We start from the raw sequence: 23840 nt of genomic DNA, 5'->3' as shown, positions 1-23840 counted from the left end.
TCTGTGGAGACGATCTAGCGGGGGCAGTAATGCCTAGCCAAGAGTCTGTGAAGCAGAAACTTTTAGGTGTGAATCTAAGAATCCCCCGGAAGAATTGCTTTAGCAATTAACGGTGGGAGTATGTCAATTTTCAGTCACCCGTTATCAGTTGTAGGGGTAATTCAAAAATTACCCGTACCATTGGATGATTGCCTAACCTTTCCGGACAATTAAATGGGTGGGTTTGTAGCGAATAATAAAATTGGTCATCACATCTCGCTCTTCGGGGGTGGGTGTTGCTAAACAGCCGGCTGTTCCGCTTTGGGAGTTGTTTTCAAAGGCGGAAGGGTCGTAGTGAATGCCAAATCCCCCTCGCTGGGTTTCAAAGGTTGGGGTGACAGGCGACCACACGCCCCCAAATTCGCCTTCTGCGTACTCCACATGACCGGGATAATCAAAGCTGTATATCCCAAAGGGTATCGGGGTTTGAGACTCTGGGAAATTGGATGGTTCTTGCAAGCCTACTCGACCGGAAATGCAGCGTATTCGGTTAATCACACGACCTGCACTATCGATTAACTCGGTCTGATAAACCTTTAGTCCTCCAGCAATAGATTGGGAGGTTTGAGTCGCCACGACTTTTGGCCCACTGAGTCCATCGGTTGTTGAAGGCTGGGCTGTGTTGGGAGTGGGGCGCAGGACTAAAAATTCCATCGCGACCCAACGATTCGGGCCAATTGATACCCAATTCCAGTTTCCCACTTTCACCGGAGAACCTATCACTACAACTTCGGTACCGTTGGGGATACTATCGATAATCTCACCATTCGGGCTAGAGCGAACATTTAAGGGATTACCCTCGGTTCTCACAATGGCAGTATCGCTCATCAAAATAAGGGGATAAGGTTAACAAACTGAACACTAAGCCTGTTCAATTCTATACCGTTATTGTGACGAGTGCGGAAAGAACGGACAAGTTTGTATTTATTGGGGAATGGGTACAACAATTGAATTTTGGTTGGGTTCTAGTTTCAAGAGATATTGATGATACTTCAAAATTGTGAGACGATGACTAACACTAATATAGGTGATTTTTAAATCGGTCAGTTGTTGATAAAGGAATTCTTCGTTTTCGGAATCTAAAGCACTGGTAGATTCATCTAATATTGCATAACGAGGTTGATAGAGAAACAGACGCGCAAAGGCTAAACGCTGCTGTTCTCCGGTGGATAAAATTCGACTCCAATCTTCGATTCTATCTAAATCTGAACGTTTGACTGCTAATTTGTTCAGATTAACTTGTTGTAAAATGTGATAAAGTCTTTCATCAGAAATGTTGGGTTCGGTTTGAGGATAAAGTAATTGACGACGCAAAGACCCTTGAAACACATAAGGACGTTGAGGTAAGAATAAAATCTCTTCAGGTTTGGGTCGAAAAATGACTCCTGAACCCGATTGACCTAACCCTGCAATTGCTCGTAAAAGCGAACTTTTTCCGACACCACTGGCTCCGATAATCAGCAGATTTTCTTGAGGAGAAATCGAAAAAGATAGATGGTTGATGATTGTTCTTTTCTGATCAGGCGTTTGTAAACAAAGGTTTTGAAAAGCGAGTTGAGAACTTTCAATGATTTCAATCGTTGTTTGATCGGATTTGAGAGTCGGAAAGTTGCTCATCAATTGTTTTAATCTTTCTAAGCGATTCGCTGTAGCTGCTAAAAGGCTAAGTTTATCGAGTTGAGCAATCATTAAGGTCAGAGCAATTAAAATGGTTTTAAATGCGGTTCCAGCTTGGGTAACAATTCCGACTTCTAGTTCTCCAGAAAAAATCTGAGGCGCGAGAATTAATCCCGGAATGATAAATGTGATGTATTGGTAAGTATTTTGAAAAAGATTGAGATACAGTTGCCATATAATTAAATATTTGAAGTTGATAAAAACTTGTTGAAATTTATTCCAAGCTATCTTGAATTCTTGGCTTTGACCTTGATAAAAAGCGATAGATTCTGCTTGTTCTCTAATTTGAATTAATCCATAACGGAAGTCCGCTTCTTTTTGAAGTTGTTTATAGTTTATCCCGACTAAGATTCGACCAAAAAACACGGTTGCAAATACAGTCCCGATGAGAGAATAACTCACGAGAAAAGTCATTAAAAAAGGAGAAATTGACCAGAGTGTACCTGTGAAAGCGATCAGTTGTAAAATAGAGTCGAGTAGACTGGAGAATAAAATAACCGACTGTTGAGTAAAGGTTTTAATATCTTCAGCAATTCTTTGATCAGGATTATCAATCTCCGAAGATTCACTCAGGAAGTAAAAGGTAGAGTTATCCAGATAGCAATTGATCAAGTAATGCGTTAGCCATCGTCGCCAGTATAGGCTTAATTTGGCTTGACAATACAGTTTGAATGAAGAGGCGAAAGTGCCGATGATAATCACGCCGATAAACAAGAGTAATGCTTGCTGAAAACGTTGGGAGTTTTGAGCAACCAGTGCTGATGTTATTTCTCCTAAAAAAATAGCCACTGCAACTAATAAACCCGAAACCAGCAGTGATAAAATAATAATTACAACTAAAAGAGAGATCGCACCCCATTGTTCATAAGAAGACCAATAAAGATGAGCAACGGATAACCATTTTTCCCAGAGTTTTAGATTAATTTTTTTGATCATAAAATTGATATTCGTGAGAATTCAGTAAACGCCAATTCAAATCCCCTGATAGTTCTAACACTCGTTGATGATATTTGAAGAGGGTGGAACGATGACCTACACTAATCAAATGAATTCCTGTTTTTTGAAGATGTTGATAGAGTAATTCTTCATTGTCTATATCTAATGCACTGGTTGCTTCATCTAAAATGGCGTATTCGGGTTGATGTAGTAGTAATCTGGCAAAAGCTAGACGTTGTTGTTCTCCAATAGAAAGCACTTGTGACCATTTTCTGATGATGTCTAACCCACCGTATTGAGTAGAAATATCGGGTAAATTAACCTGTTTGAGAACATCGAGTAATTGTTGATCATTCAACTGATTTTCTGGATGAGGATAGAGGAGTTGCTGACGTAAAGATCCTAAAATCATATAAGGACGTTGAGGAAGAAAAAGCATTTGTTCTCGCTGGGGTCGAGTTATTTTTCCTTCTCCAGATGTCCATAAACCTGCGATCGCACGCAGTAAAGAACTTTTTCCAACACCACTCGCTCCGGTAATCAGTAAAGATTCGTTTGATTGAATAATCAGAGATAGGTTTTTAATTAATGTATTTTGATAGTCTGGCGTTTTTAAGGTAAGATTTTCAAGGATCAAGTTTTGACTCTCTTGAATTTGTATAACGGAGTTTTTGGACGGTTGACTGGAAGTTTGGAAAGCTTGATGTAGAATAAATAAACGGGTTGTTGATGCGGCTAAAGCACTTAAGTTTTCTAATTCATTCAGAATCAGACTGAGTGCGAACCAAATGCGACCAAATGCAGATTCAGATTGGGCGATAACGCCTATTTCTAATTGTCCTGATAGAATACTCGGTGAAAGAATAATAACAGGTAAAATAAACGTGATGTATTGGAGGCTATTTTGAAATAAGCTGAGATTAAATTCCCATTGAATAAGTCGGCTAAAGTTTTGATAAACTTGTAAGAATCGATGATGAAGTTCTTGGGATTCTTGGGATTGACCCCGATAGAGTGCGATCGCTTCCGCGTCATCTTGAACATGAACTAAACCGGAGCGAAGTTCGGCTTCTTTTTGGAGTTGAATATAATTTATTTTAGCTAAAGTTCGAGTAAAAATCAAGGTAGCGATGAAAGTTGCAACTAAAGCATAAAATACTAAAAATAGCGTTAAAAAGTGAGAGATTGACCACAGCAACCCGATAAAGAAAATGAGCTGTATAACTGCGTTTAAAAATAAAACAAAAAAATAGAGAGATTGTTGAGTAAAAGCGCGAATATCTTCTGAAATTCGTTGGTCTGGGTTATCAATTTCTGAATGGGTGTTGAGGTGATAAAAGGCTTGATGATCTAAGTATCGTTCGAGAAAGTTGCGAGTCATCCAGCGTCGCCAATGTAAGCTTAAATTCCCTTGAATGTAGTTATTAAATCCGAGGCTAGGAACACCGATTAAAATCAAGCAAAAAAAGAGTAACGTAGCTTGCCAAAATCGCTGATAATTTTGAGCCGCTAGACCTGATAATATTTCTCCTCTTTGTAATGTTTCTAGGACGAGAAATCCACTGCTAATAAAGGATAAAGCAATCAGGAGTAAAAGTAATATTTTGGCTTTTTTCTGATTTCTAGAAGACCAATAAAGTTTGGCAATGATCCAGAATTGCTGCCAGAATTTGGGCGATATTTGCTGATTCATCTAAAAGCTAACTCGGTAATTAAAACTAAGGGTTCGACCTCGACCCGGACGACGGTTATCATTACTGGTTCCTCCTAAAACTTGAGACTCTACGGGGAAATAAAAGTTGTCAAATATATTTTCAATTCCAATATTGAACGTTCCCGGCCCGATTTGAATACTACTAATTAAATCAACAACAGTGTAAGTCTCTACTGGGGAGGAATCAATGTCATCATCAAAGGCTCTTTCGCGATCGCCAACCACGATTAATTGTAAACGATTAAACCAACCTTTTATAAATTCACTTTCAACATAGGCAGTCACTTTTAAAGGTGAAATTTCTGTACTGGTAATTGCGAGATAATTTCCATCATCTTCTACGTCAACATCTCCTTCTTGCCAACTGACTGTACCTCCTAAACTTAACTTATTAAAAGGTTGCCAATCAACCGTTGCTTCTACGCCATAAATCCGTCTAGGTGCGCGGACAGGTAAGAATAAACCATCCCCCCGATCAATAGAAACGACCCCAAATTTTGAATCATTATAAAAACCTGAAACTGTAAATTCAAAACTTGACCAAGTTCCTCGAACTCCGAGTTCATAATTACTTACTTTTTGAGGCTGAAGATCATCAACATCTTCTGAAATTGAAAATCCTTCTTGGGGAAAAGTCAGTAACTCGCTAAATCGTTGTAAGGAAAATCCCTGAGAAAAGTTGACAAAAATATTAAATTGATCTGTGATTTTATAAACTGTACCCAAGTTAAAGACCACATTACTAAAGTTTAAATCACCTCCTTCAACATCAATTCCTTCAAAACTCGTATACTGAGGAATACTAACATCAAAACTTGAATAACGCGCACCCGCATTAATCACCCAATCTTGACCCAGTTCCCATTTGAATTGACCAAAGATTCCTAACTCTCCAACCGTGTATTCAGGAATAAATGTTCGTTCATCAATTTTGCGAATCGTTCGTCCGCCACTTTCATCAAATTCTTCCGCATCGATAATATCATAGGTATTACTCGGTCGATCATGTTTATAATCTGCTCCCCAAAATAAACTCGCTCCGGTAAATAAAGGCGTATTAACTTGTAAACGTCCGCCCCAGTTTTCGACATCAATTTGACTGACATAAACCTCTTGCAGCAAGACTCGACCATCTTGAACTCCTTGGGATTCTGGTTTTGAGGTATAGTAAGCTTGAAGCTGAACTTGACTATTAAAAAATAAATCGTCATGGCTATAAACTAGATTCGCCAACGTATTACGATTAAACGCTGGATTGGTATCAATAAAGTCTTGATTTCCGACTTCTATCGCTCTAGCTTTACTGGTTCCTGCCGGAAGTTCATTAACGCTTTGATCGAGAATTAAATTATTCTCAGCTCGCTCATTATAGTAATAGTTAAACGTGAAATTTAGTCGTTGTTTTTCAGTAAAATAAATCCCTAAACTCGCTAAAGCATTAAAGGCTTCACTCTTATCTAGGGGGCGAAAATTAAAAATCGGATCTCCTTCACCATCATAATAGGTTTCGGTTCGCTCTCGGGAAAAATTTACCCGAAAACCAACTTTAGGAGAAATCGCACCCGACAGAGAATATTCCAGCACATTCCCATCACTATCTCCCTCAAAAAACGAATTATCTGCCCCGGAAAAATCAGCGCCGACTCTAATATTTGTAACAGGTACTTCCGAGGGTCTTCGAGTCACAAAGTTAATGGTTCCGCCTGTTGCTTCTGAACCATAAACGGCGTTTGGGCCGCGTATTACTTCAATTCGTTCAATCGCATCGGGAGAAATATTTAAAAATGAACCTCGAATTCCGTTAGAATCAATCGGTACACCATCAATTAAATAAGAAGGCGGACGCCCTCGCAATGTTCCATTTTGGTTTCGTTGTAAATCTGGGGGCGAAAATCCTGGAACTTCTCGAGCGAGAATTTCTCTTAAGTTAATTGACATATTGCTCTGTTGTTCAATTTGTTCTCGTTCAATAATGGTAATCGAGCGAGAAATATCATCAGGATTTTCTTCGGTTCGGGTGGCGGTTACTGTGATTTGAATAATTTCTTCGGGAGTAACACTTAAAACTAAACCTGTATCACGAGGATTAACCGTTACAGTCGGAATCGCATCTTCTCCAACAATAATCACTTGAACCAGATTTTCACTGATTTGTTGGACTCGAACAGAAATAATTCCGGTGGCTGGATTTTCGGCTTGAAAACTTCCCCCACTCGGTAAAGCTAATACCGCATTAGAAACTTCAGTGGTTAATGTATTTCCGTCTATAGAAGTTGAGGTTTGCAGTGTGGTTTGACTCGCTGTTTCTAAGACAATATCTACGCCTCCAGGTGTCGGATTTAAACTCACTCCAGTAATTTGTACAACGGCTGATTCGGCTTGGGTGACTTGAAAGGTTTGAGGGGGAGGAGGTGAGAATTCTGGAGAAAGATATTTAGCTTCTGTGAAAGGTTCTTCTATTTCTTGAATACTTGAAACCTCTGAAACTTCGGGTTCATATAAACTGATTGTTAATGCCTGAGTTGCAGTGAGTTGTTCGGAGGGTGATTGACAGTTATTTGGTATTTCATCTTCAGAAGTTAATTCCTCGGCTTGACGTTCGCGTTCTTCTGCTAAACAAGTGGACTCAGCAAAAGCAACTGGCGTCACCCCCATACTGAGCAAGGTGGCTAAGAAAAATGACAGGTAATTTTCATCTAATTTCATTAGAAAAAATTGAGGCGGCTAAGTCCACAAAACTAAGGCGAACAATCGAGCTAAAGAAAAGGTTTTGAGAGAAAATAGAGGTTTATATAAACTTCAACTTCTATCTCTCTCAACGAAAAGATTTAATGTTTACAACTGTACAGAAATGATGCGACTGGATAAAGATTCAGGAGTTTGATTGACGACTGCCGCTAAGACCTCGCCACTGTTTGTCGAAATTTCTGTATATCTAACACTACCCGCAGCATTAAATAGAGAACTGAGATTAAAAACACCTTGTTCTGCTAAATCTGCTAAACCTAAATCAAAAGGCAACAACTCTAAGGTGTCTTCAATATTAATACTTTCCTCACTAAATCTTAGATTACCTGCGGTTAATCCTGGGGCTAATCCAATCGAATCAGTGTTATCAAAGTCTAGGATAAAATCACCAAATTGATTGGATACTCCCGGCCCTTCCGAACTCAAAACAAAGACATCCGCACCTTGATTTCCGATGAGATAATCTTCTCCTTTATCACCGGAGAGGGTATCATTTCCTAAGCCACCCACTAAAGCATCTCGATCTAAACCTCCGAATAACAAATCATTTCCGTCTCCGCCATCGAGGTTATCTAACCCTTTGTTTCCATACAAGGTGTCATTGCCAAGCTGTCCAAACAGTTCATCTTCTCCGATACCGCCAAACAAGGTGTCGTTCCCCCCTCCCCCGGATAGGGTGTCTCGATCTTGATTTCCATTGATCAAGTCGTTACTCGCTGAACCCGTTACACTGTCATTCCCAGCTAAAGCCGCTAAACCTCCTGGGAAGTTGGCAAGCTGTCCTGTGAGTACAGTGAAGACATCGGGGCCTGGAGTCAGTTGGAAAACGTTACTGGAGGGATCAAAGTTACTGGTCATGTTTAAGAATCTTTCTCAATTAATAAAACAGCTTAGATTATAGCGGACTGGATTGAAAGGCTATCAAGATTGAGGAATGCCACTTCAGTCAGTTGCAACAGTTGGCATTACAGATGCTCTACCCTTACAAACAGATAAGATTAAATCTTTTTAATTTCATTGAGTGTATCAAATATTGGGACTTTCTCCAGACTATTTTCAGTCATTCTCAAGTTTTCTCAAAATTTAACAATTTTTACTCTCATCTAAATCAGCGACTTTTGACTCCGGTTCAACAGGCGGAACTGATCCGACCGTTCACCCGTAGGCTCACAGTTCCAACCTCCAAAACTCAGTGATAGCCTTGACTTGATGCACTTGTAGCCAGTCTGAGAGTATCTTTTTTTCTTGGTCAGACTCGGCAAAGGTAGAGTGTACCGATTCTTTATCCTCTTGTCAACTGCTAGTCAATCTTAAAATCTTATTGATAAGACTTTTCATTTAGCAGAGATAGTGGTATAACGTAAAGCATCCGTTAGGAGTTTCATTGTCTACCTCAGAAAGCGAGTTCCATGCAAGTCAGTAGTTTAGTGCAGGATGCAGGCATCGTGGCGTGGCCGTTGCTTGTATTCTCTATATTAGCGATCGCCTTTGTGATCGAGCGGGGTTTTTTTTGGTTCCGCATCTGGCGGCGTCAAAGTCAAGTCGTGCGAGAAGCCCTCAAACTCTATAAGTCCTATCCCCAACAGGCTATAGACCTTCTGCAACTGAATGTCGATCTTCCCATTGCGAGAATTTTTCTCGAAGCCCTCGAACTTGAAGAACCGAACCCCGAAGAATTTCGCATCGCGATCGAGAGTGCCGCCCAAGCCGAACTTCCGGTTTTACGCCGCTTTAATAGTGTGTTTGACACCATTATTGCTGTTTCCCCGTTACTGGGATTATTGGGAACCGTTTTAGGATTAATGACTGCATTTTCTTCTCTGCGAATTGGTGATGTTCAAGGAAGTAGCAGTACAGGGGTAACAGGAGGAATTACCGAGGCTTTAGCTTCTACCGTATTGGGATTGATTGTAGCAATCTTTACCCTTTTATTTGCCAATACCTTTCGCGCCTTTTATAAACGGCAAGTTGCCCTGATTCAAGAATACGGAGGTCAACTCGAACTCCTGTATCGTCGCAAATATGAATATGATAAATTGCGAAATAATGCCCTCGTTCATAAAGCCTAATTCAAAACGTTTTAGATCCTTATAGATAGCTAAATTTATGATCAACCTCATGGATGACGAAGCGGATCGTCCGGCAGAAATTAACATCGTGCCGATGATTGATGTGATTTTCTCAATCTTGGCATTTTTCATTATTTCTAGCCTATTTTTAACCCGCTCAGAAGGATTACCCGTTAACCTGCCCAAAGCCTCAACATCTCAACAGCAACAAACCGAACAAATTGCTGTTACGATTGACAGCGAAGGAAAAGTCGCACTTAATCGCGAAAGCCTCGCCGTTCAACAACTGGAACAGGAAGTGCGAAAACTTATTCCGGGTAATGAAACTCGAATTGTGATCCTAAATGCAGACGAGGCTGTTAATCACGGAACCGTTGTGGAAGTGATGGATCAAATCCGACGAGTAGAAGGGGCAAAACTGGCGATCGCCACCAAAAAACCTGATTCTCCAGGAGAGAATTAAAGATTTAAAATCCTAATATTCCTCAGAATAGTTGCTCTTTCAATTTTTCAGTTATGAGTCTCTCAGAAACTTGCATTGAACAACGACATAAAGACGAGCAAAAAGTCAAACTCTGGATCATCGCAGGTCTAGTTGCATCAGCCCTAATTCATGGCGGACTGTTTGCTTTGGCGTTCAGTGGTTTTCTGGATCGAGAACTCGAAATTGTTGAAGAAGATGCCATAGAATTTATCGTCGTTGAAGAAGAGGTCGTCGAAGAAGAACAAGTTGAACCGGAACCCGAAGAAATCGTCGAAGAACCCGAAGAAGTAGTTGAAGAAATTCCCGAAGAAATTGTTGAAGAACCGGAAGAAATTCCCGAAGAAATTGTTGAAGAAGTTGTTGAAGAATTCGCCTCTGTAGATCCTCCGGTCGATCAACCGGAAACTGAATCATTACAGCCAGCCCCAGCAGACCTACAAAGCCTTCCTGAAGCTGAACCCGAACCCGTCGCCGAACAACCGCCCCCTGAACCTGCACCCATTGCTCCGCCGGAACCGGAACCCTTCGCCGAAGAACCCCCACCCGCCGCAGATCCCTTAGCGGCGATGTCAGAGGAACCCTTGAGCGAACCCGAACCGTTAGCGGATAACCCCCCGCCCGAACCTCTAGCAGACTTAGCCCCCCCTGAACCCCTTGCCGAAGCGGATATTGCCCCAGATGCCCCCCTCACCAGTCCCCTGGGTGAGTTAGAAGTCGAGGGCGGAGCCGCCAACACCCCCACAGAAACCCCAACAGCCAATGATACAGCCGCTTTGGGTGCAGCAGCCGAGCGATCGCAACCGTCTCAAGGTGCCGTTCCTCAACCCGGAACTGGGGGTTCTCCCTCCGGTTTAGAAGGGTCTTTTGCCGGAATTGGAAGCGGTGAGAGTCCCACAGGTGGGCAAACTCCCGGCACAGGAGATCAGGCGTTTGGCGGTTCCCCCTTAGATGGCCGAGGGGGTGAGGCGCCTGGGCGTCCCGATGGGGTCGAGGGGGGGACAGGCAACAGCGCGGGAAATGAGACGGACACGGCTTATGGAGGGGGTGGACGGTTGAGTTGTGTCGATAACTGTGTGCCGCGATATCCTAACAGTCTCCGAGATCAGGGCGTTGAGGGAACGGCAATTGTTCGGGGTTTGGTGGGAACAGATGGTCGAGTTGCTCAATTGGAAATTGTGCAGTCGAGTGGAAATACTGATCTCGATGAAGCTGCGATCGAAGCTGCTTCTCGGATGCGATTTTTGCCTCCCGATGGCGGTGCAAGTCGCCCAGTTCGTTTACCCATTCAGTTTACCTTAAACTAACAAAAAATTGCAGTTTATCAAAAAATTGATTAGCCATGTTTCCTTTTATCTATTTATTAATCATTACACTTTTATTTTGGGGAGTTACTGTTAAGGCAGCCGAAATTAAAACCCCAGATGGAACTCGTTGTCAAGGGGAAGTTAGTAATGGTAAATTAAACGGAAAAGGAGTCTGTGAATATCCAAATGGTGCAAAATATGAAGGAAATTTTTCAGAGGGAAAACCTGAAGGAATTGGGGTTTATACGTTTGCGGATGGCGGTCGCTATGAAGGGGAATTTTTAGCGGGTGAATTTAACGGAAAAGGAGTCTGGGAGTTTGCCAATGGCGATCGCTATGAAGGGGAAGTTGTAACGGGTGCATTTCAAGGTCAGGGTGTGTTTATTTCGGCGAATGGCGCTCGTTATGAGGGAGAATTTAACGCCGGATCACCGAGCGGAAAAGGGGTTTATATTACACCGAATGGCGATCGCTGTGAAGGTGAGGTGAAAGAGGGTCAACTCAATGGTCAAGGCGTTTGTGAATATTCCTCTGGAAACCGTTATGAAGGGGAATTAGTTGGGGGTCGCCGCCAGGGTAAAGGGGTTTATGTCTTGGCGAATGGCGATCGCTATGAAGGACTATTTAATAACGGACAATTTCAGGGTAAAGGAACTTATACTTATGCCGAAGGCGGACAGTATCAAGGAGAATTTAGCGACGGGCAATTTCAGGGTAAAGGTGTGCGAGAATATTCTAATGGTAATCGCTATCAAGGAGAATTTCAAGCGGGAAAACCTCAAGGAGAAGGGGTATTAACTTTTGCCAATGGCAATCGTTATGAAGGGGAATTTAAAGACGGTCAAATTAGCGGCAAAGGGGTTTATACGTTTGCGAATGGCGATCGCTGTGAAGGGGAACTTCAAGCAGGCAATTTTAACGGTCAGGCTGTTTGTAAATATGCTGATGGCGATCAATATCAAGGGGAGTTTAAAGACGGGAAAAAACATGGCAAAGGAACCTATGTTTATGCAGACGGTACTCGTGTAGAAGGAACCTGGGAAAACGGTCAATTTCAGCAATAATTTTTGAATTTTCTATTGTTTAGTTGACTGTGGTTAAATGAATCAATTTTCCTTGCTAAAACAAAAAGAATATGTTAAAGTCTTTTAAGAATTTTTCTCAAAAACTGTAGGGGCGGGTTCCGCCAAAATTAATGTCTTCCCACAGACAACCTCTATAAACCCGCCCTGTTTTGGGTTCTGTGTAGAAACCAGCAAGCGAGGACGCTTGCACTACTATCATTCATCCAATGGCATCATGCTGTATGTAAACCTTTGACTGTAAATTAATGACATTCAATCTTAATTATGAAATCAATTGACGAATTTTTATTAGACCTGTACCGTTTGGATGTCAAACTATGGGTCGAGGGTGCAGACAAAAATACCAATCTAGAAAAACGGTTACGGTTCAGTGCGCCAGAAGAACGATTAACCGATGATTTAATTCATCAACTCAAGCAACGTAAAAGCGAAATTATCAGCTTTATTAGTCAAGTTCAGCAGTCTGTTCAAAGTCCGTTAGAAGCCATTCAACCCGTCTCCCGTCAACAAAATTTACCCCTTTCTTTCGCTCAACAGCGACTTTGGTTTTTAGAACAACTTCAACCCGATACAGCGACTTATACCATTCCCAGTGCAGTCCGTTTAACTGGAGAATTAAATATTGAGTTGTTTGAAAAAAGCCTCAATGAAATCATCCGAAGACACGAGATATTACGCACCAACTTTATTATACAGGATGGTCAACCTGTTCAGGTTATTTCTGAGAATGCAACCCTAGAAATTTCTCACTTTAACTTACAGCCTTTAGACAAAACAGAACAGGAAGCAGAAGTCATTCGTTTAATGACTGAAGAAGCACAAAAACCCTTTAATTTAGTAAAAAATTTATTATTAAAAGTCACCTTATTAAAACTAGAACAAGCCGAATTTGTGGTGTTATTAACAATGCACCATATTATTTCCGATGGTTGGTCAATGGAAATATTTATCCGAGAACTCGTCACAATTTACACAGCATTTTGTGAGGATAAACCTTCACCTTTACCCGAATTATCCCTGCAATATGCAGACTTTGCAATTTCGCAACGTCAGTGGTTACAAGGCGAAGTTTTAGAGAAACAACTCTCCTATTGGAAACAACAACTTCAGGGAACCTTACCCGTTTTGCAACTTCCCAGCGATTTTCCCCGGAGTCGAGTTCAAAGCTTTCGAGGAGACAATCAAACCTTTGTAATTTCTGAACATTTAACCCATAAAATAAAGGCTATTAGCCAAGCAGAAGGGGTTACTTTATTTGTTATATTATTAGCAGTATTTAACGTCTTACTTTACCGTTATACAGGTTTAGAAGATATTATCGTTGGTTCTCCCGTTGCGAATCGTAACCGCAAAGAAATAGAAGGATTAATCGGCTTTTTTGTCAATACCTTAGTCTTGCGAAGTTCTTTAAAAGGAAACCCAACCTTTCGAGAGTTTCTTCAGCGTGTTAAAAAGACAACTTGGGAAGCCTACGATCATCAAGACTTACCCTTTGAAAAACTGGTTGAACACCTCCATCCTGAACGCGATCTCAGTTATAATCCTTTATTTCAAGTTAAATTTAGACTCGAAAATGCTCCCCAAGCTGATTTTAAATTACCCGATTTAAGTTTAAGTTCTCTCAAACAAACAAACCCAACTGCTAAATTAGATTTAAGTTTAGATATCTATGAAACCTCATCAGAATTAGTCGGGGGGTTTGAATACAACCAAGATTTATTTAAAGCAGAAACAATTTCTCGTCTGGTTGAACATTTTCAAACCTTATTAGAAGAAATAGTTAAAAACCCAGATAAACGAATTGGTGAGTTATCCCTATTAACCCCCAGTGAACAGCATCAAATTTTAAAAGCTTGGAACCAAACTCAGAAAAACTATACAGAACATTTATGCTTTCATCATCTGTTTGAACAGCAAGTTAATCAAACTCCCGATGCAGTTGCTTTAATATTTAAAGACGAACAATTAACCTATCAAGAACTCAACCAACGCAGTAATCAACTCGCCCATTATTTAATCCAAAAAGGAGTCAAACCAGAAGTAAAAGTTGGGATTTGTGTTGAGCGTTCCTTTGAGATGATTATCGCCCTTTTAGGCGTCTTTAAAGCGGGGGGTGCTTATCTTCCCCTGGATGCAAATTATCCCGCAGAACGACTCGCCTACATGGTGGAAGACTCACAAATTTCAGTCTTATTAACTCAATCTCATCTGTCTATTTCTCAAACCTCTGATTTAGATGTTATTTGTTTAGATAAAGACTGGAATATTATCAGTAAAGAACCCCCAGAAAATCCCCAAGTTTCAGTTTCACCTGATCACCTCGCTTATCTGATTTATACTTCCGGTTCTACAGGACTTCCCAAAGGTGTTCTCATTCCTCACAACGGGTTAGTTCACCTCACAGAAGACAAAATTCGCGTCTGTCAAGTTCATGCTGATAGCTGTGTTCTTCAATTCTTTTCCTTTAGCTTTGATGCGTCTATTCCTGAAATAATCATGGCGTTAGCAAGCGGCGGAAAACTCTGTTTAGCACCCGTTGAAACCTTACTCCCAGGAAAAGAATTATTAACACTTTTACGCAATAAAAATATTACTCATATTACCATTACTCCCTCAGCTTTAGCCGCGACTCCTTTTGAAAATTTACCTGCTTTAGAAATGGTGTTAGTCGGAGGGGAAGCACCGAGCGTTGATTTGATTAATCATTGGTCAAAAAATCGCCGTTTTATTAACGCTTACGGGCCAACAGAAGTAACAGTAAATGCAAGTATGGTTGAGTGTGGAAATGGCTATTCAAATCAACCGACAATTCGCCCCAGTACGAATAAACAGCTTTACGTTTTAGATAGTCATTTACAACCAGTTCCTGTTGGGGTTTTAGGTGAACTTTATATCGCAGGAGTTGGGTTAGCGCGAGGTTATTTAAACCAACCCGAAAAAACTGCACAGACGTTTATTCCCAATCCTTTTTATTCGCCCTCTGAGTTTGAGAATAGTTCAAATCGTTTGTATAAAACCGGAGATTTAGCGGGTTATTTACCGGATGGAAGTATTAAGCTATTTGGACGGGTTGATCATCAAGTCAAAATTCGCGGTTTTCGCATAGAACCCGGAGAGATAGAAGTTTTATTAAACCAACATCCCCAAGTCAGAAATAGCGTTGTTATTGTTCAAGAAGAACCCAGAAAAGATAAAAGATTAGTGGCTTACTTTGTGGTGAAGTCAGGCGTCAATTTAACCTCAAAAGAACTGCGAAATTTCCTCAAAGAAAAGTTACCAGAATACATGATTCCGATCAGTTTTGTTGAATTGGAAACCATACCCTTAACACCCAACGGAAAAGTTGATCATCAAGCCTTATCAAACCTATATCAAGAACCTTCAACCTCAGAAGAATTTGTTGCACCTCGCAACCCAACAGAAGAAATATTAGCTGAGATTTTCGCCAAAGTGCTTGAAGTTGAAGGAGTTGGAATATATGATGACTTTTTTGAGTTAGGCGGACATTCATTGTTAGCCACTCAATTAATCGCTCAGTTATTACCTAGATTTCCCGTTCATATAACTGTAATCGACTTGTTTGAAGCATCCAACGTCGCCAGTTTAGCAGAATTGTTGCAGAAAAAACAGACAATCAATAAATTACAAACCCCTATAGAAACCGAAGAAGAACGAGAAGAAATCGAATTTTAACCATGATAATTTCACACCAAACAAACCCAGTCTATCTTAAACCCAATGTCATCATTGAACCGCTTTTTAATCAATGGTATGCTTGGTCTTATTTAATACCACCTGCAACAGCCGCTTTTTATGTGGCTAATTCTCATCTGAAAATCCTAGAATCATTTATTGCGGCGCCTCAAGTTCATCAAGATGCGTTAAAAAATCCAGCAATGCTAGGGGCGCCATTTATTAACTATGATGAAAGTCGGTTAGATGAACTTAAAGCGTTATGGGAAACAACAAAAGATAAATTAGCCGCACTGTTAGAGTTAGAACAAGCGATTAAACACTTAGAAAAAGTGTTAATAGAAGAAGCAAAAGGCTATTCTTTAGAACCATTTTATCAAAAAGTTCCTGAAGCTTTAAAAGGATATATTGAGTTAGTTTATGATACTCAAAATACCCCTTCAATTCGATTGATAGAAGGACTGTTATACCGAAGTCAATATTATAATCCAGCGTTTCAAAGTGTAGCATTATCTTTAGGAAATATTGATCAACGTTCTTTTGTACTCAGTACCCCCCGTTTAGCCGATGAAAATTCCTTACATTTAAACCTATCTTTTGCCGATAAACGACTGGATAAACTTGTTCAGATGAGAGAAAAGCCGCAAGCTTATCAAGACATTTTAGACTTGCTAGAAATTCCACCTCAAAATGAACCGTTATTTACTTCTTTATTTACAGAAACTCCTCCCCCTTCTCAACCCAAATATCAAGGAAATGATGTAAGAGTGCGTTATTTTGGTCATGCTTGTATTTTAATTGAAACTGAAGATATTAGTATTTTATGTGATCCTTTAGTGAGTTATCACACTCTCGATGGAATTTATCGTTACAGTTATGCAGATTTACCCCCAACGATTGACTATGCTTTAATCACACATAATCATCAAGATCATGTGATGTTTGAAACCTTGTTACAGTTACGATATAAAATTAAAAATATTATCGTTCCGAAAAGTAATAAAGGTGTACTCATCGATCCATCTTTAAAGTTAATCTTACAACAAATAGGCTTTAGGAACGTTATAGAAATTGATGAATTAGAAGTGATAGAAATTCCGCAAGGGGAGATTGTCAGTTTACCCGTTTTAGGCGAACATGGAGACTTAAATATTGCAGCAAAAACAGCTTATTTAATCCAAGTTAAAAATCGTTCTATTTTGTGTGCGGCTGACTCTAATAATATCGAACCTCAACTTTATCAACATCTCTCAAGCTTAATAAAAAGACTCGATATTTTGTTTATTGGAATGGAATGTGAAGGCGCACCTTTTACTTGGGCTTATGGTTCGTTATTAACTCAATCTATCCCTCGAAAAATAGCACAAACTCGCAGATTAGATGGTTCAGATAGTCACAAAGCTATTAAACTTATCAATCAATTAAACCCTCAACAGGTTTATATTTATGCGATGGGACAAGAACCCTGGCTAACTTTTATTACCTCAATTCAATATACCCCAGAATCTAAACCGATTTTAGAATCTAATAAAGTGATTGAATATTGTAAAACTCAAAATATTATGAGTCAGCGTTTGTTTGGTTGCCAAGAAATGATTTTACAAGCCAATTCAGAAAATGCGGTTAATCTCAATTTTTCGGTTAGTTATCCCCATCAAGAATTACAGCAACCTATTTCTGAGTTTTTATCAAAACTGAGTCAATTGGATATTAAAATTCATACAGAAGGTGATATCCTCCGATGTAACGCTCCGAAAGGAGTGCTAACGTCTACGATGAAAACACAACTCAAAGAACGTAAACCGGAAATTATTAACTATCTGAACAATCAAAATCAGCAGAAAATAACATTAGATTATCTGAAAGCAGAAGCAACATTAGATGAAAGTATTTATCCTCAAAATTATGTGATTGTAGGAAATCAACCTAAAACTATCTTATTAACAGGTGCAACAGGTTTTTTAGGAAGCTTTTTACTCAACGAACTGCTACACAAAACAGAAGCTAAAATCTATTGTTTAGTTCGCAGTGAACAACCTGAACTCACAGAAGATAAGCTCAAAAATGTTCTCAAGTCTGCTTCTCTGTGGGATGAGTCATTCAAACCTAGAATTATCCCCATTAGAGGAGATTTATCACAACCTATTTTCGGTTTATCTTCTGAGCAATTTCAGCAATTAGCAGATGAAATAGATGTCATTTATCATAACGGCGCTTGGGTACATCACGCTTCCCCCTATTCACTTTTGAAGCAAACTAACGTTTTGGGAACCCAAGAAATTTTACGATTAGCTTGTCAATCTAAAACCAAACCTGTACATTTTATTTCAAGCGTTAGTGTGTTTAACTTTAACGAATATTCTCAAGTTAAAGTGATTAATGAACAGGATGATTTAGAAATCGGAGAAGTTCCCAACGGTGGCTATTCTCAAAGTAAATGGGTAGCGGAAAAATTAGTTAAAATTGCAGCACAACGAGGACTTCCTAGCAGCATTTATCGCATAGGGCCAATATCTGGAAGCAGTCAAACAGGCTACTTTAACAATAACGATTTTCTCTATCGATTAATGTTAGGTTATATCCAACTCGGTAGCGCACCGGAAGGAGAAATGTTATTAGACATCATACCTGTTGATTATGCAAGTAAAGCCCTTGTTCATCTCTCACAAAAGCAGGAATTTATTGGAAAAGCATTTCATCTCATTCATCCTCAACCTGTTTCATCAAATCTACTGTTTGAACAACTGGGTTTAATGGGTTATCCCATTCAAAGAATCCCCTATCAACAGTGGTACAGCAAACTGTTAGAGATAGCAAAACGTTCACCCGAACACCCCCTTTATCCCTTAGTTTCGCTGTTCTCACCAACCTCCTCTCAAAAAGCAAAGGAAAAATCAATGAATCTAAAATTAAACTGTCAAAATACAATCAAAGGTTTAGCCGAAACATCAATCACTTGTCCCCCGATTGATGCTAACTTGCTCAAAACCTACATCTCTCAATTAGTTCAAAAAGTGAATTGACAACAACTCTAAAAAATAATTTATTCGGAGTGAAAATTACAATTATGGTTTCAGATATGAATCTTCAAGAACGCTATAACGAATATGACAATTGGGCTTGGTTATACAATACCACAATGGGGCCTGAATATTGTAAAAACCAACTGCAACCAATTGAAAAAATGTTGCTTCCTTACCTGTCTCAAAATGCAGAAATTCTTGATTTATGTTGTGGAACTGGACATTTAATGAAGAAATTGTCTGAGAAAGGCTATCAACTGACGGGGTTTGACGGTTCAGAAGAAATGTTAGAATATGCGCGTAAAAATGCTCCGAAAGCTCAATTTATACTCGGTGATGCTCGTAATTTTGAACTTCCAGAATGTTTTGATGCGGCTTTTTCAACCAGTGCTTCTCTTAACCATATCTTAGAGTTAGAAGAACTCAGACTGGTTTTTAAGAATGTCTATTCATCTTTGAAAGAAAACGGTCTATTTTTATTTGATATCAACCATCAAGGACAGATGGAAAAATGGTGGAAAGGTCATTTAGTTGAAGGGGAAATTGAAAACCATTTTGCTTGGACGATCACTCCTAATTATAACACGAATGATCAGCTTGGCTATTTTAAAGTTACCATTTATAAACGTCCCAGTCAGAAACGATATTCACCCTTAGTATCACTTCAAAAACAGTTTAAAGCTTTACTGTATAAACTCTTAAGTTTAAGGAGATTAACCCGATTTAGACTAAAAATACTCAATCAATTTTCATCCTGGGAGACAGATTGGCAACGTTCAGAAATCATCTATAAAGTTCGAGGCTATTCTGCAACAGAAGTGAAACAAGTATTAAAAGAAGTCGGCTTTGTAGATGTTGAAATTAGGACAATCGAAGGAAACTTACAGCTTGATAATAATCATTCTGCTTACTTTGTTTGTCTAAAAAACAGCAACTAAAGTTGTGTAAAACCTACCCCACTGAATCAGCAATGCAACTCCAAACAAAAGATACCCATAACAGCCCACAATCACACATCGAAACCCTGATTGAATCCTACATCCAACGCACACAAAATTCTAAACAATACGCTCAAGATTATCGTTCAGTTCTCGCCGATAAAAGCTCTTTAGGATTGAGTTTTGACCCCCAAATCAAAGAAGCTTGCTACTCAATTGTCGCTGAACGTTCTCTCGGTTCTCGCCTCTGGGATATCGACGGAAACGAATATATTGACATCTTAATGGGATTAGGAATTAATCTATTTGGTCACAATCCCCCGTTTATTAAAGCAGCCATTCAAGAACAACTTGAAAAAGGAATTCAAATCGGCGCTCAAGTAGAATTAGCAGGTGAAGTTGCTCAACTGGTGAGTGAATTAACCGGAATGGAACGGGTGACATTTAGTAACACTGGAACCGAAGCAATAATGACTGCAATTCGCATCGCCAGAACCACAACAAACCGCAAAAAAATAGTAGTTTTCACCAACTCCTATCATGGTCATAATGACCAAACTCTGGTTAGAGCAAAACTCACTGAATATGCTAAAAAAGCAATTCGTAGAAAACTTGAGCAAAAATCCCAATCAAACCCCTTTCTAGAGTTAATTGCCCGTCCGATTAATTTCGGATTCAAATCAACAATTGACTCCCAAGCCATCCCCGCAGCATTAGGAATTCCAGCGAGTTTAGCCAAAGATGTTTTAGTGCTTGAATATGGTAATATTCACTCGTTAAATGTGCTAAAATATGAGCATAAAAATATTGCGGCTGTGTTGGTTGAACCTGTACAAAGTCGCTGTCCAGAATTGCAGCCGAAAGACTTTCTTAAAGAGTTAAGAAGTCTCACCCAAGAACAAGGAATTGCGCTAATTTTCGATGAAATGGTGACAGGATTTCGGGTACATCCAGGGGGCGCTCAAGCCTGGTTTGGAGTAGAAGCCGATATCGTTACCTATAGTAAAATTGTCGGGGGTGGTTTACCGATGTCAATTCTCGCCGGAAAAGCTCGTTATCTTGATAAAATAGATGGCGGAATGTGGAACTTTGGGGATGATTCATCTCCTTCAGAAAAGACAACCTTTTTTGCTGGCACTTTCTGTAAACATCCCCTCTCCTTAGCCGCAGCGAAAGCCGCACTGTTACATTTAAAAACGCAAGGTTCAACCCTGCAAGAACAGTTAAACCAACGTACTTTAAAACTGGTTAATCGCTTAAATACAGCGATTAAATCTGAAAATATACCCGTACATTTTACTCATTTTGGTTCCTTTTTTGCAATCGCCATGTCACAGAGTTCAATTTCACCCATAGCAATTAACTTACTCTCCTACCATCTCCTCACCAAAGGAATACATCTGCGTCGAGGAGATAAAGGAGGTTTTTTATCAACCGCTCACACAGACGAAGATATTAACACCATCTTCCAGAAGTTTCAAGAGAGTTTAATTGAACTCAAAGAAGCTGGAATTCTTCAAACTTAACAACCCGAAAAACCCGGTTTCTGAATTCAATATCAAACTTGATTTGTAATATCATTACAAGAAACCGGGTTTTTGTATAGAATCTTTAGGAGGAAAAACCCGAAAAACCCGGTTTCTGAATTCAATCTCAAACTTGATTTGTAATATCATTACAAGAAACCTGGTTTTAAAATCTAAACACCGACATTCAGGAGGAAACAAAATGGCAACAATGGGAAAATATTGCAAAGCTTATCCAATTGACAGATTACGTCAATTTAGTCAATGGACAGAAAAAACAGAAAACACCCGCAAAGAAACCCAAACTGTTGAGGGTAAAGAAATAGAAATCAACCGAGAACTCACCGAAGATGACTTTTTGTATTTACAAGAAAACTATGTTGTCACCGATGGAATCTTCAAAGATGAAAACATCATTTTTGACAACATTACACCGGAATGGAAAGAATTTTGTGATAATGTTTTAAACTTTGAAGTTCCAGTTTATGAACCTGTAAACGTAACAGCAACATCCTCAGAAACAGAGAAAACAGAAGCTTAATTTTTTGACTGAAAATACAACGGAGAAACATGGACGAATTAGTACAACGATTATCGCAAGGAAAACATCCTATTGAAGTCGGTTTAAGACCCGAAAAAACAGTAACAGCCTTCAAAGAAAGCATCGATAGAGGCTATGTCTACATCAAATTTACCCAAACCAGAGGCGGAACTGAACTCGGAGTTAGACTCGATGAAAACGCTTGTAACGTTCAAACCGCTAACTTTGAACAAGAAACAGGAACCGTTCATATCGAAGGCGATTTAACCTTAAACTATGTTAAAGTTCGGTGTATTGCTGATATTAACCTGCAAACTTTAACAGGTGAAGGAAATCTCCAACCTGTCACCGAATCAACCTTAGTTTAATTGAATTCAATCACCCAAATTCAACAGAGGAACCTTAACGATGAACTCAGAAGAAGATACTACAATTTATCGCGTTGTTGTCAACGAAGAAGAACAATATTCAATTTGGCCAGACTATCGAGAAATCCCCTTTGGATGGCGAGATGTGGGTAAAAGCGGACTCAAACAAGAGTGTTTAGACTATATCAAAGAAGTCTGGACAGATATGCGCCCTCTCAGTTTGCGTCGAAAAATGGAGGAGTTAGAAAAATCCTAAATTTCTTCAACCCCAAGAGAGGTTTCTTTAAACCTCTTTTCTTTTCACTGAGAAGGGCGGGATATTCTTAAACTAACTAGATATTGACGTTTCTTTGAATGTCTTTCCTCAAACATGAGTGAACCTAATCCCACCTCTCAGCTTGACTTACTTCTTCCCTGGAATTTACCCACAGAATATCCCTTAAAAGATACTGAACGAGTCAAGATTACTTACGCCCTAAATGGTTTCTTAAATGCACTGAAACAAACCTCTTTTGAAATGGCTTTGACTCTCATTCATCAAGCCTTGCAAATATTAGAACCTGTGGATACTTCTCCCGCTCAAATATCCACAACAAAAGCATCGCTGAAAACCTGGGAAGTCGAAGATTATGATCGCTATTTTCAAGTCAACCATGTTCAAACCGAACAACCTGCTTTTTGTTTAGTGAAAAGTGTCATTCTTGCAGGTCAACAATTTTTAATACTCTGTTCTAGCAATCAACCCAATTCTAACTTTCCTAACTTATATTCTACTCAGATTGAACAACAAAAACAAGGATTTATCAGTTACGCTCACCTACTGGCTAGAGTTTTTGATGTATATTTAGAGGATCACCCATGAATCAATACAATTCCCATCAAATTTGGCAAGGATTTCACTGGTCATTTTTCGTGAATATCCAAGGTTTAATTATCTGCCTGAGTCGCTTTGAAAAACATCTCACCTCCGGCAATCTTTCCCAAGCCAAAATCGAACTCAAAACCGCCAGTGATTTAATGTTAGCATCCGGTGCCGCGATGTCGCTGGCGGGAAGTTTTAGTCGAGCCGAATATGAAGAATATATTCGTCCCACAATGGCACCCCCTAACGTTCAATCTGCGGATTTTAGTGGATTAATGTCTTGGGATCATGCTTGGTTAATGCAAATTTGGAAGCGTTTACGTCCCCATTTTCAACAGCTACCCACCGCATTACAACCCCAACATGAACGCTTTGTACAAGCCTATTTTGAACTCGCAACCGCTCACAAAGCCGTCTGTCAAAAATTTGGCGGAGAAGAAACCGGAAGCCTGCGTTTTGATCGCGGAAATGCCCTGAAAACCCTCGATAAATTTGCCCTCAGTCGTTGGCAACAGCTTGATCCTGATCGTACAACTCCAGGATGTCCATTTCATCAAGCTTCGTCTCAAGGCTCAAATCTATCTCAAGATAGTTGATATTACATCTCAAGTTATAGAGGAGTTTTCAAGGTGTTCATCTAAAAGCTGAAAAATGGTTGAAATTGCCCTAAAACCCGATGTCAAAAGGTTTAATCGCTTAAACTTGGTCAAACCTTGAGCCATCAGCTTTACAGAAGCTTTACACAATTCCGCCCCAACTTTACAAAACCCCCTAGACTTCCCCAAACACTACAACTTATGATGATCTCGTTCTTGAAATTAATTCTCAAATAA

Annotated in this window: 18 protein-coding genes; 13 read left to right on the top strand and 5 right to left on the bottom strand. The window is 39.6% G+C overall.

The features are described 5' to 3' along the window. Positions 1-192: 192 nt before the first annotated feature. From VB836_RS15845 to VB836_RS15825, 5 genes are all read right to left on the bottom strand, one after another. Positions 193-867, bottom strand: coding sequence for an SH3 domain-containing protein (locus VB836_RS15845; RefSeq protein ID WP_323220567.1), 675 nt, complete (start codon positions 865-867; stop codon positions 193-195). A gap of 96 nt (positions 868-963) precedes the next feature. Continuing rightward, positions 964-2652, bottom strand: coding sequence for an ABC transporter ATP-binding protein/permease (locus VB836_RS15840; protein ID WP_323220565.1), 1689 nt, complete (start codon positions 2650-2652; stop codon positions 964-966). Next, positions 2636-4345 carry an ABC transporter ATP-binding protein/permease gene (locus VB836_RS15835; protein ID WP_323220563.1) on the bottom strand — a complete coding sequence of 570 codons (1710 nt, stop codon included), beginning with the start codon at positions 4343-4345 and terminating at the stop codon, positions 2636-2638. Before VB836_RS15835 ends, VB836_RS15840 begins: the two co-directional genes overlap by 17 nt. After that, on the bottom strand, positions 4346-7072 hold the full coding sequence (locus VB836_RS15830) for a TonB-dependent receptor domain-containing protein (RefSeq protein ID WP_323220561.1): 2727 nt from the start codon (positions 7070-7072) through the stop codon (positions 4346-4348). It lies immediately after the preceding gene. A 129-nt stretch (positions 7073-7201) separates the two neighbouring features. Beyond that, positions 7202-7972: a calcium-binding protein gene (locus VB836_RS15825; RefSeq protein WP_323220559.1), complete on the bottom strand. Its 771-nt coding sequence runs from the start codon at positions 7970-7972 to the stop codon at positions 7202-7204. 551 nt (positions 7973-8523) lie between these two features. Between VB836_RS15825 and VB836_RS15820 the strand changes: the two genes are divergently transcribed. The 13 genes from VB836_RS15820 (at position 8524) to VB836_RS15760 (ending at position 23603) form a co-directional block, all read left to right on the top strand. Then, entirely contained in the window at positions 8524-9183 is a 660-nt protein-coding gene (locus VB836_RS15820; RefSeq protein ID WP_323220557.1) for a MotA/TolQ/ExbB proton channel family protein, read from the top strand. Between the two features lie 37 nt (positions 9184-9220). Then, a complete protein-coding gene (locus VB836_RS15815; RefSeq protein ID WP_323220555.1) occupies positions 9221-9646 on the top strand; it encodes an ExbD/TolR family protein in 426 nt (141 codons plus the stop codon). A gap of 53 nt (positions 9647-9699) precedes the next feature. Further along, positions 9700-10971 carry an energy transducer TonB gene (locus tag VB836_RS15810; RefSeq protein WP_323220553.1) on the top strand — a complete coding sequence of 424 codons (1272 nt, stop codon included), beginning with the start codon at positions 9700-9702 and terminating at the stop codon, positions 10969-10971. Positions 10972-11006: 35 nt separating this feature from the next. Further along, positions 11007-12035 carry a hypothetical protein gene (locus VB836_RS15805; protein ID WP_323220551.1) on the top strand — a complete coding sequence of 343 codons (1029 nt, stop codon included), beginning with the start codon at positions 11007-11009 and terminating at the stop codon, positions 12033-12035. 285 nt (positions 12036-12320) lie between these two features. Continuing rightward, positions 12321-15749, top strand: coding sequence for a non-ribosomal peptide synthetase (locus tag VB836_RS15800; protein WP_323220549.1), 3429 nt, complete (start codon positions 12321-12323; stop codon positions 15747-15749). 2 nt (positions 15750-15751) lie between these two features. Next, complete coding sequence (locus VB836_RS15795) at positions 15752-18772, top strand: thioester reductase domain-containing protein (RefSeq protein ID WP_323220547.1); 3021 nt, start codon at positions 15752-15754, stop codon at positions 18770-18772. A gap of 44 nt (positions 18773-18816) precedes the next feature. Then, positions 18817-19710, top strand: coding sequence for a class I SAM-dependent DNA methyltransferase (locus VB836_RS15790; RefSeq protein ID WP_323220545.1), 894 nt, complete (start codon positions 18817-18819; stop codon positions 19708-19710). Positions 19711-19742: 32 nt separating this feature from the next. Continuing rightward, entirely contained in the window at positions 19743-21236 is a 1494-nt protein-coding gene (locus VB836_RS15785; protein ID WP_323220543.1) for an aspartate aminotransferase family protein, read from the top strand. A gap of 202 nt (positions 21237-21438) precedes the next feature. After that, positions 21439-21777 carry a hypothetical protein gene (locus VB836_RS15780; protein ID WP_323220541.1) on the top strand — a complete coding sequence of 113 codons (339 nt, stop codon included), beginning with the start codon at positions 21439-21441 and terminating at the stop codon, positions 21775-21777. Positions 21778-21806: 29 nt separating this feature from the next. Continuing rightward, entirely contained in the window at positions 21807-22145 is a 339-nt protein-coding gene (locus tag VB836_RS15775) for a hypothetical protein (protein WP_323220539.1), read from the top strand. Positions 22146-22185: 40 nt separating this feature from the next. Beyond that, the gene (locus VB836_RS15770; protein ID WP_323220537.1) at positions 22186-22401 is read left to right on the top strand and encodes an MbtH family protein; all 216 of its coding nucleotides are present in this window, start codon (positions 22186-22188) and stop codon (positions 22399-22401) included. A gap of 114 nt (positions 22402-22515) precedes the next feature. After that, a complete protein-coding gene (locus VB836_RS15765) occupies positions 22516-23007 on the top strand; it encodes a hypothetical protein (RefSeq protein WP_323220535.1) in 492 nt (163 codons plus the stop codon). Continuing rightward, entirely contained in the window at positions 23004-23603 is a 600-nt protein-coding gene (locus VB836_RS15760) for a hypothetical protein (RefSeq protein WP_323220533.1), read from the top strand. The genes VB836_RS15765 and VB836_RS15760 overlap by 4 nt, the downstream gene beginning before the upstream one ends. Positions 23604-23840: the final 237 nt, after the last annotated feature.

This window comes from Limnoraphis robusta BA-68 BA1 (assembly GCF_034932365.1).
Taxonomy (GTDB): Bacteria; Cyanobacteriota; Cyanobacteriia; order Cyanobacteriales; family Microcoleaceae; genus Capilliphycus; species Capilliphycus robustus.
The sequence above is the reverse complement of the archived record's forward strand: the minus strand, read 5'-3'. Positions and strand labels throughout refer to the sequence as shown.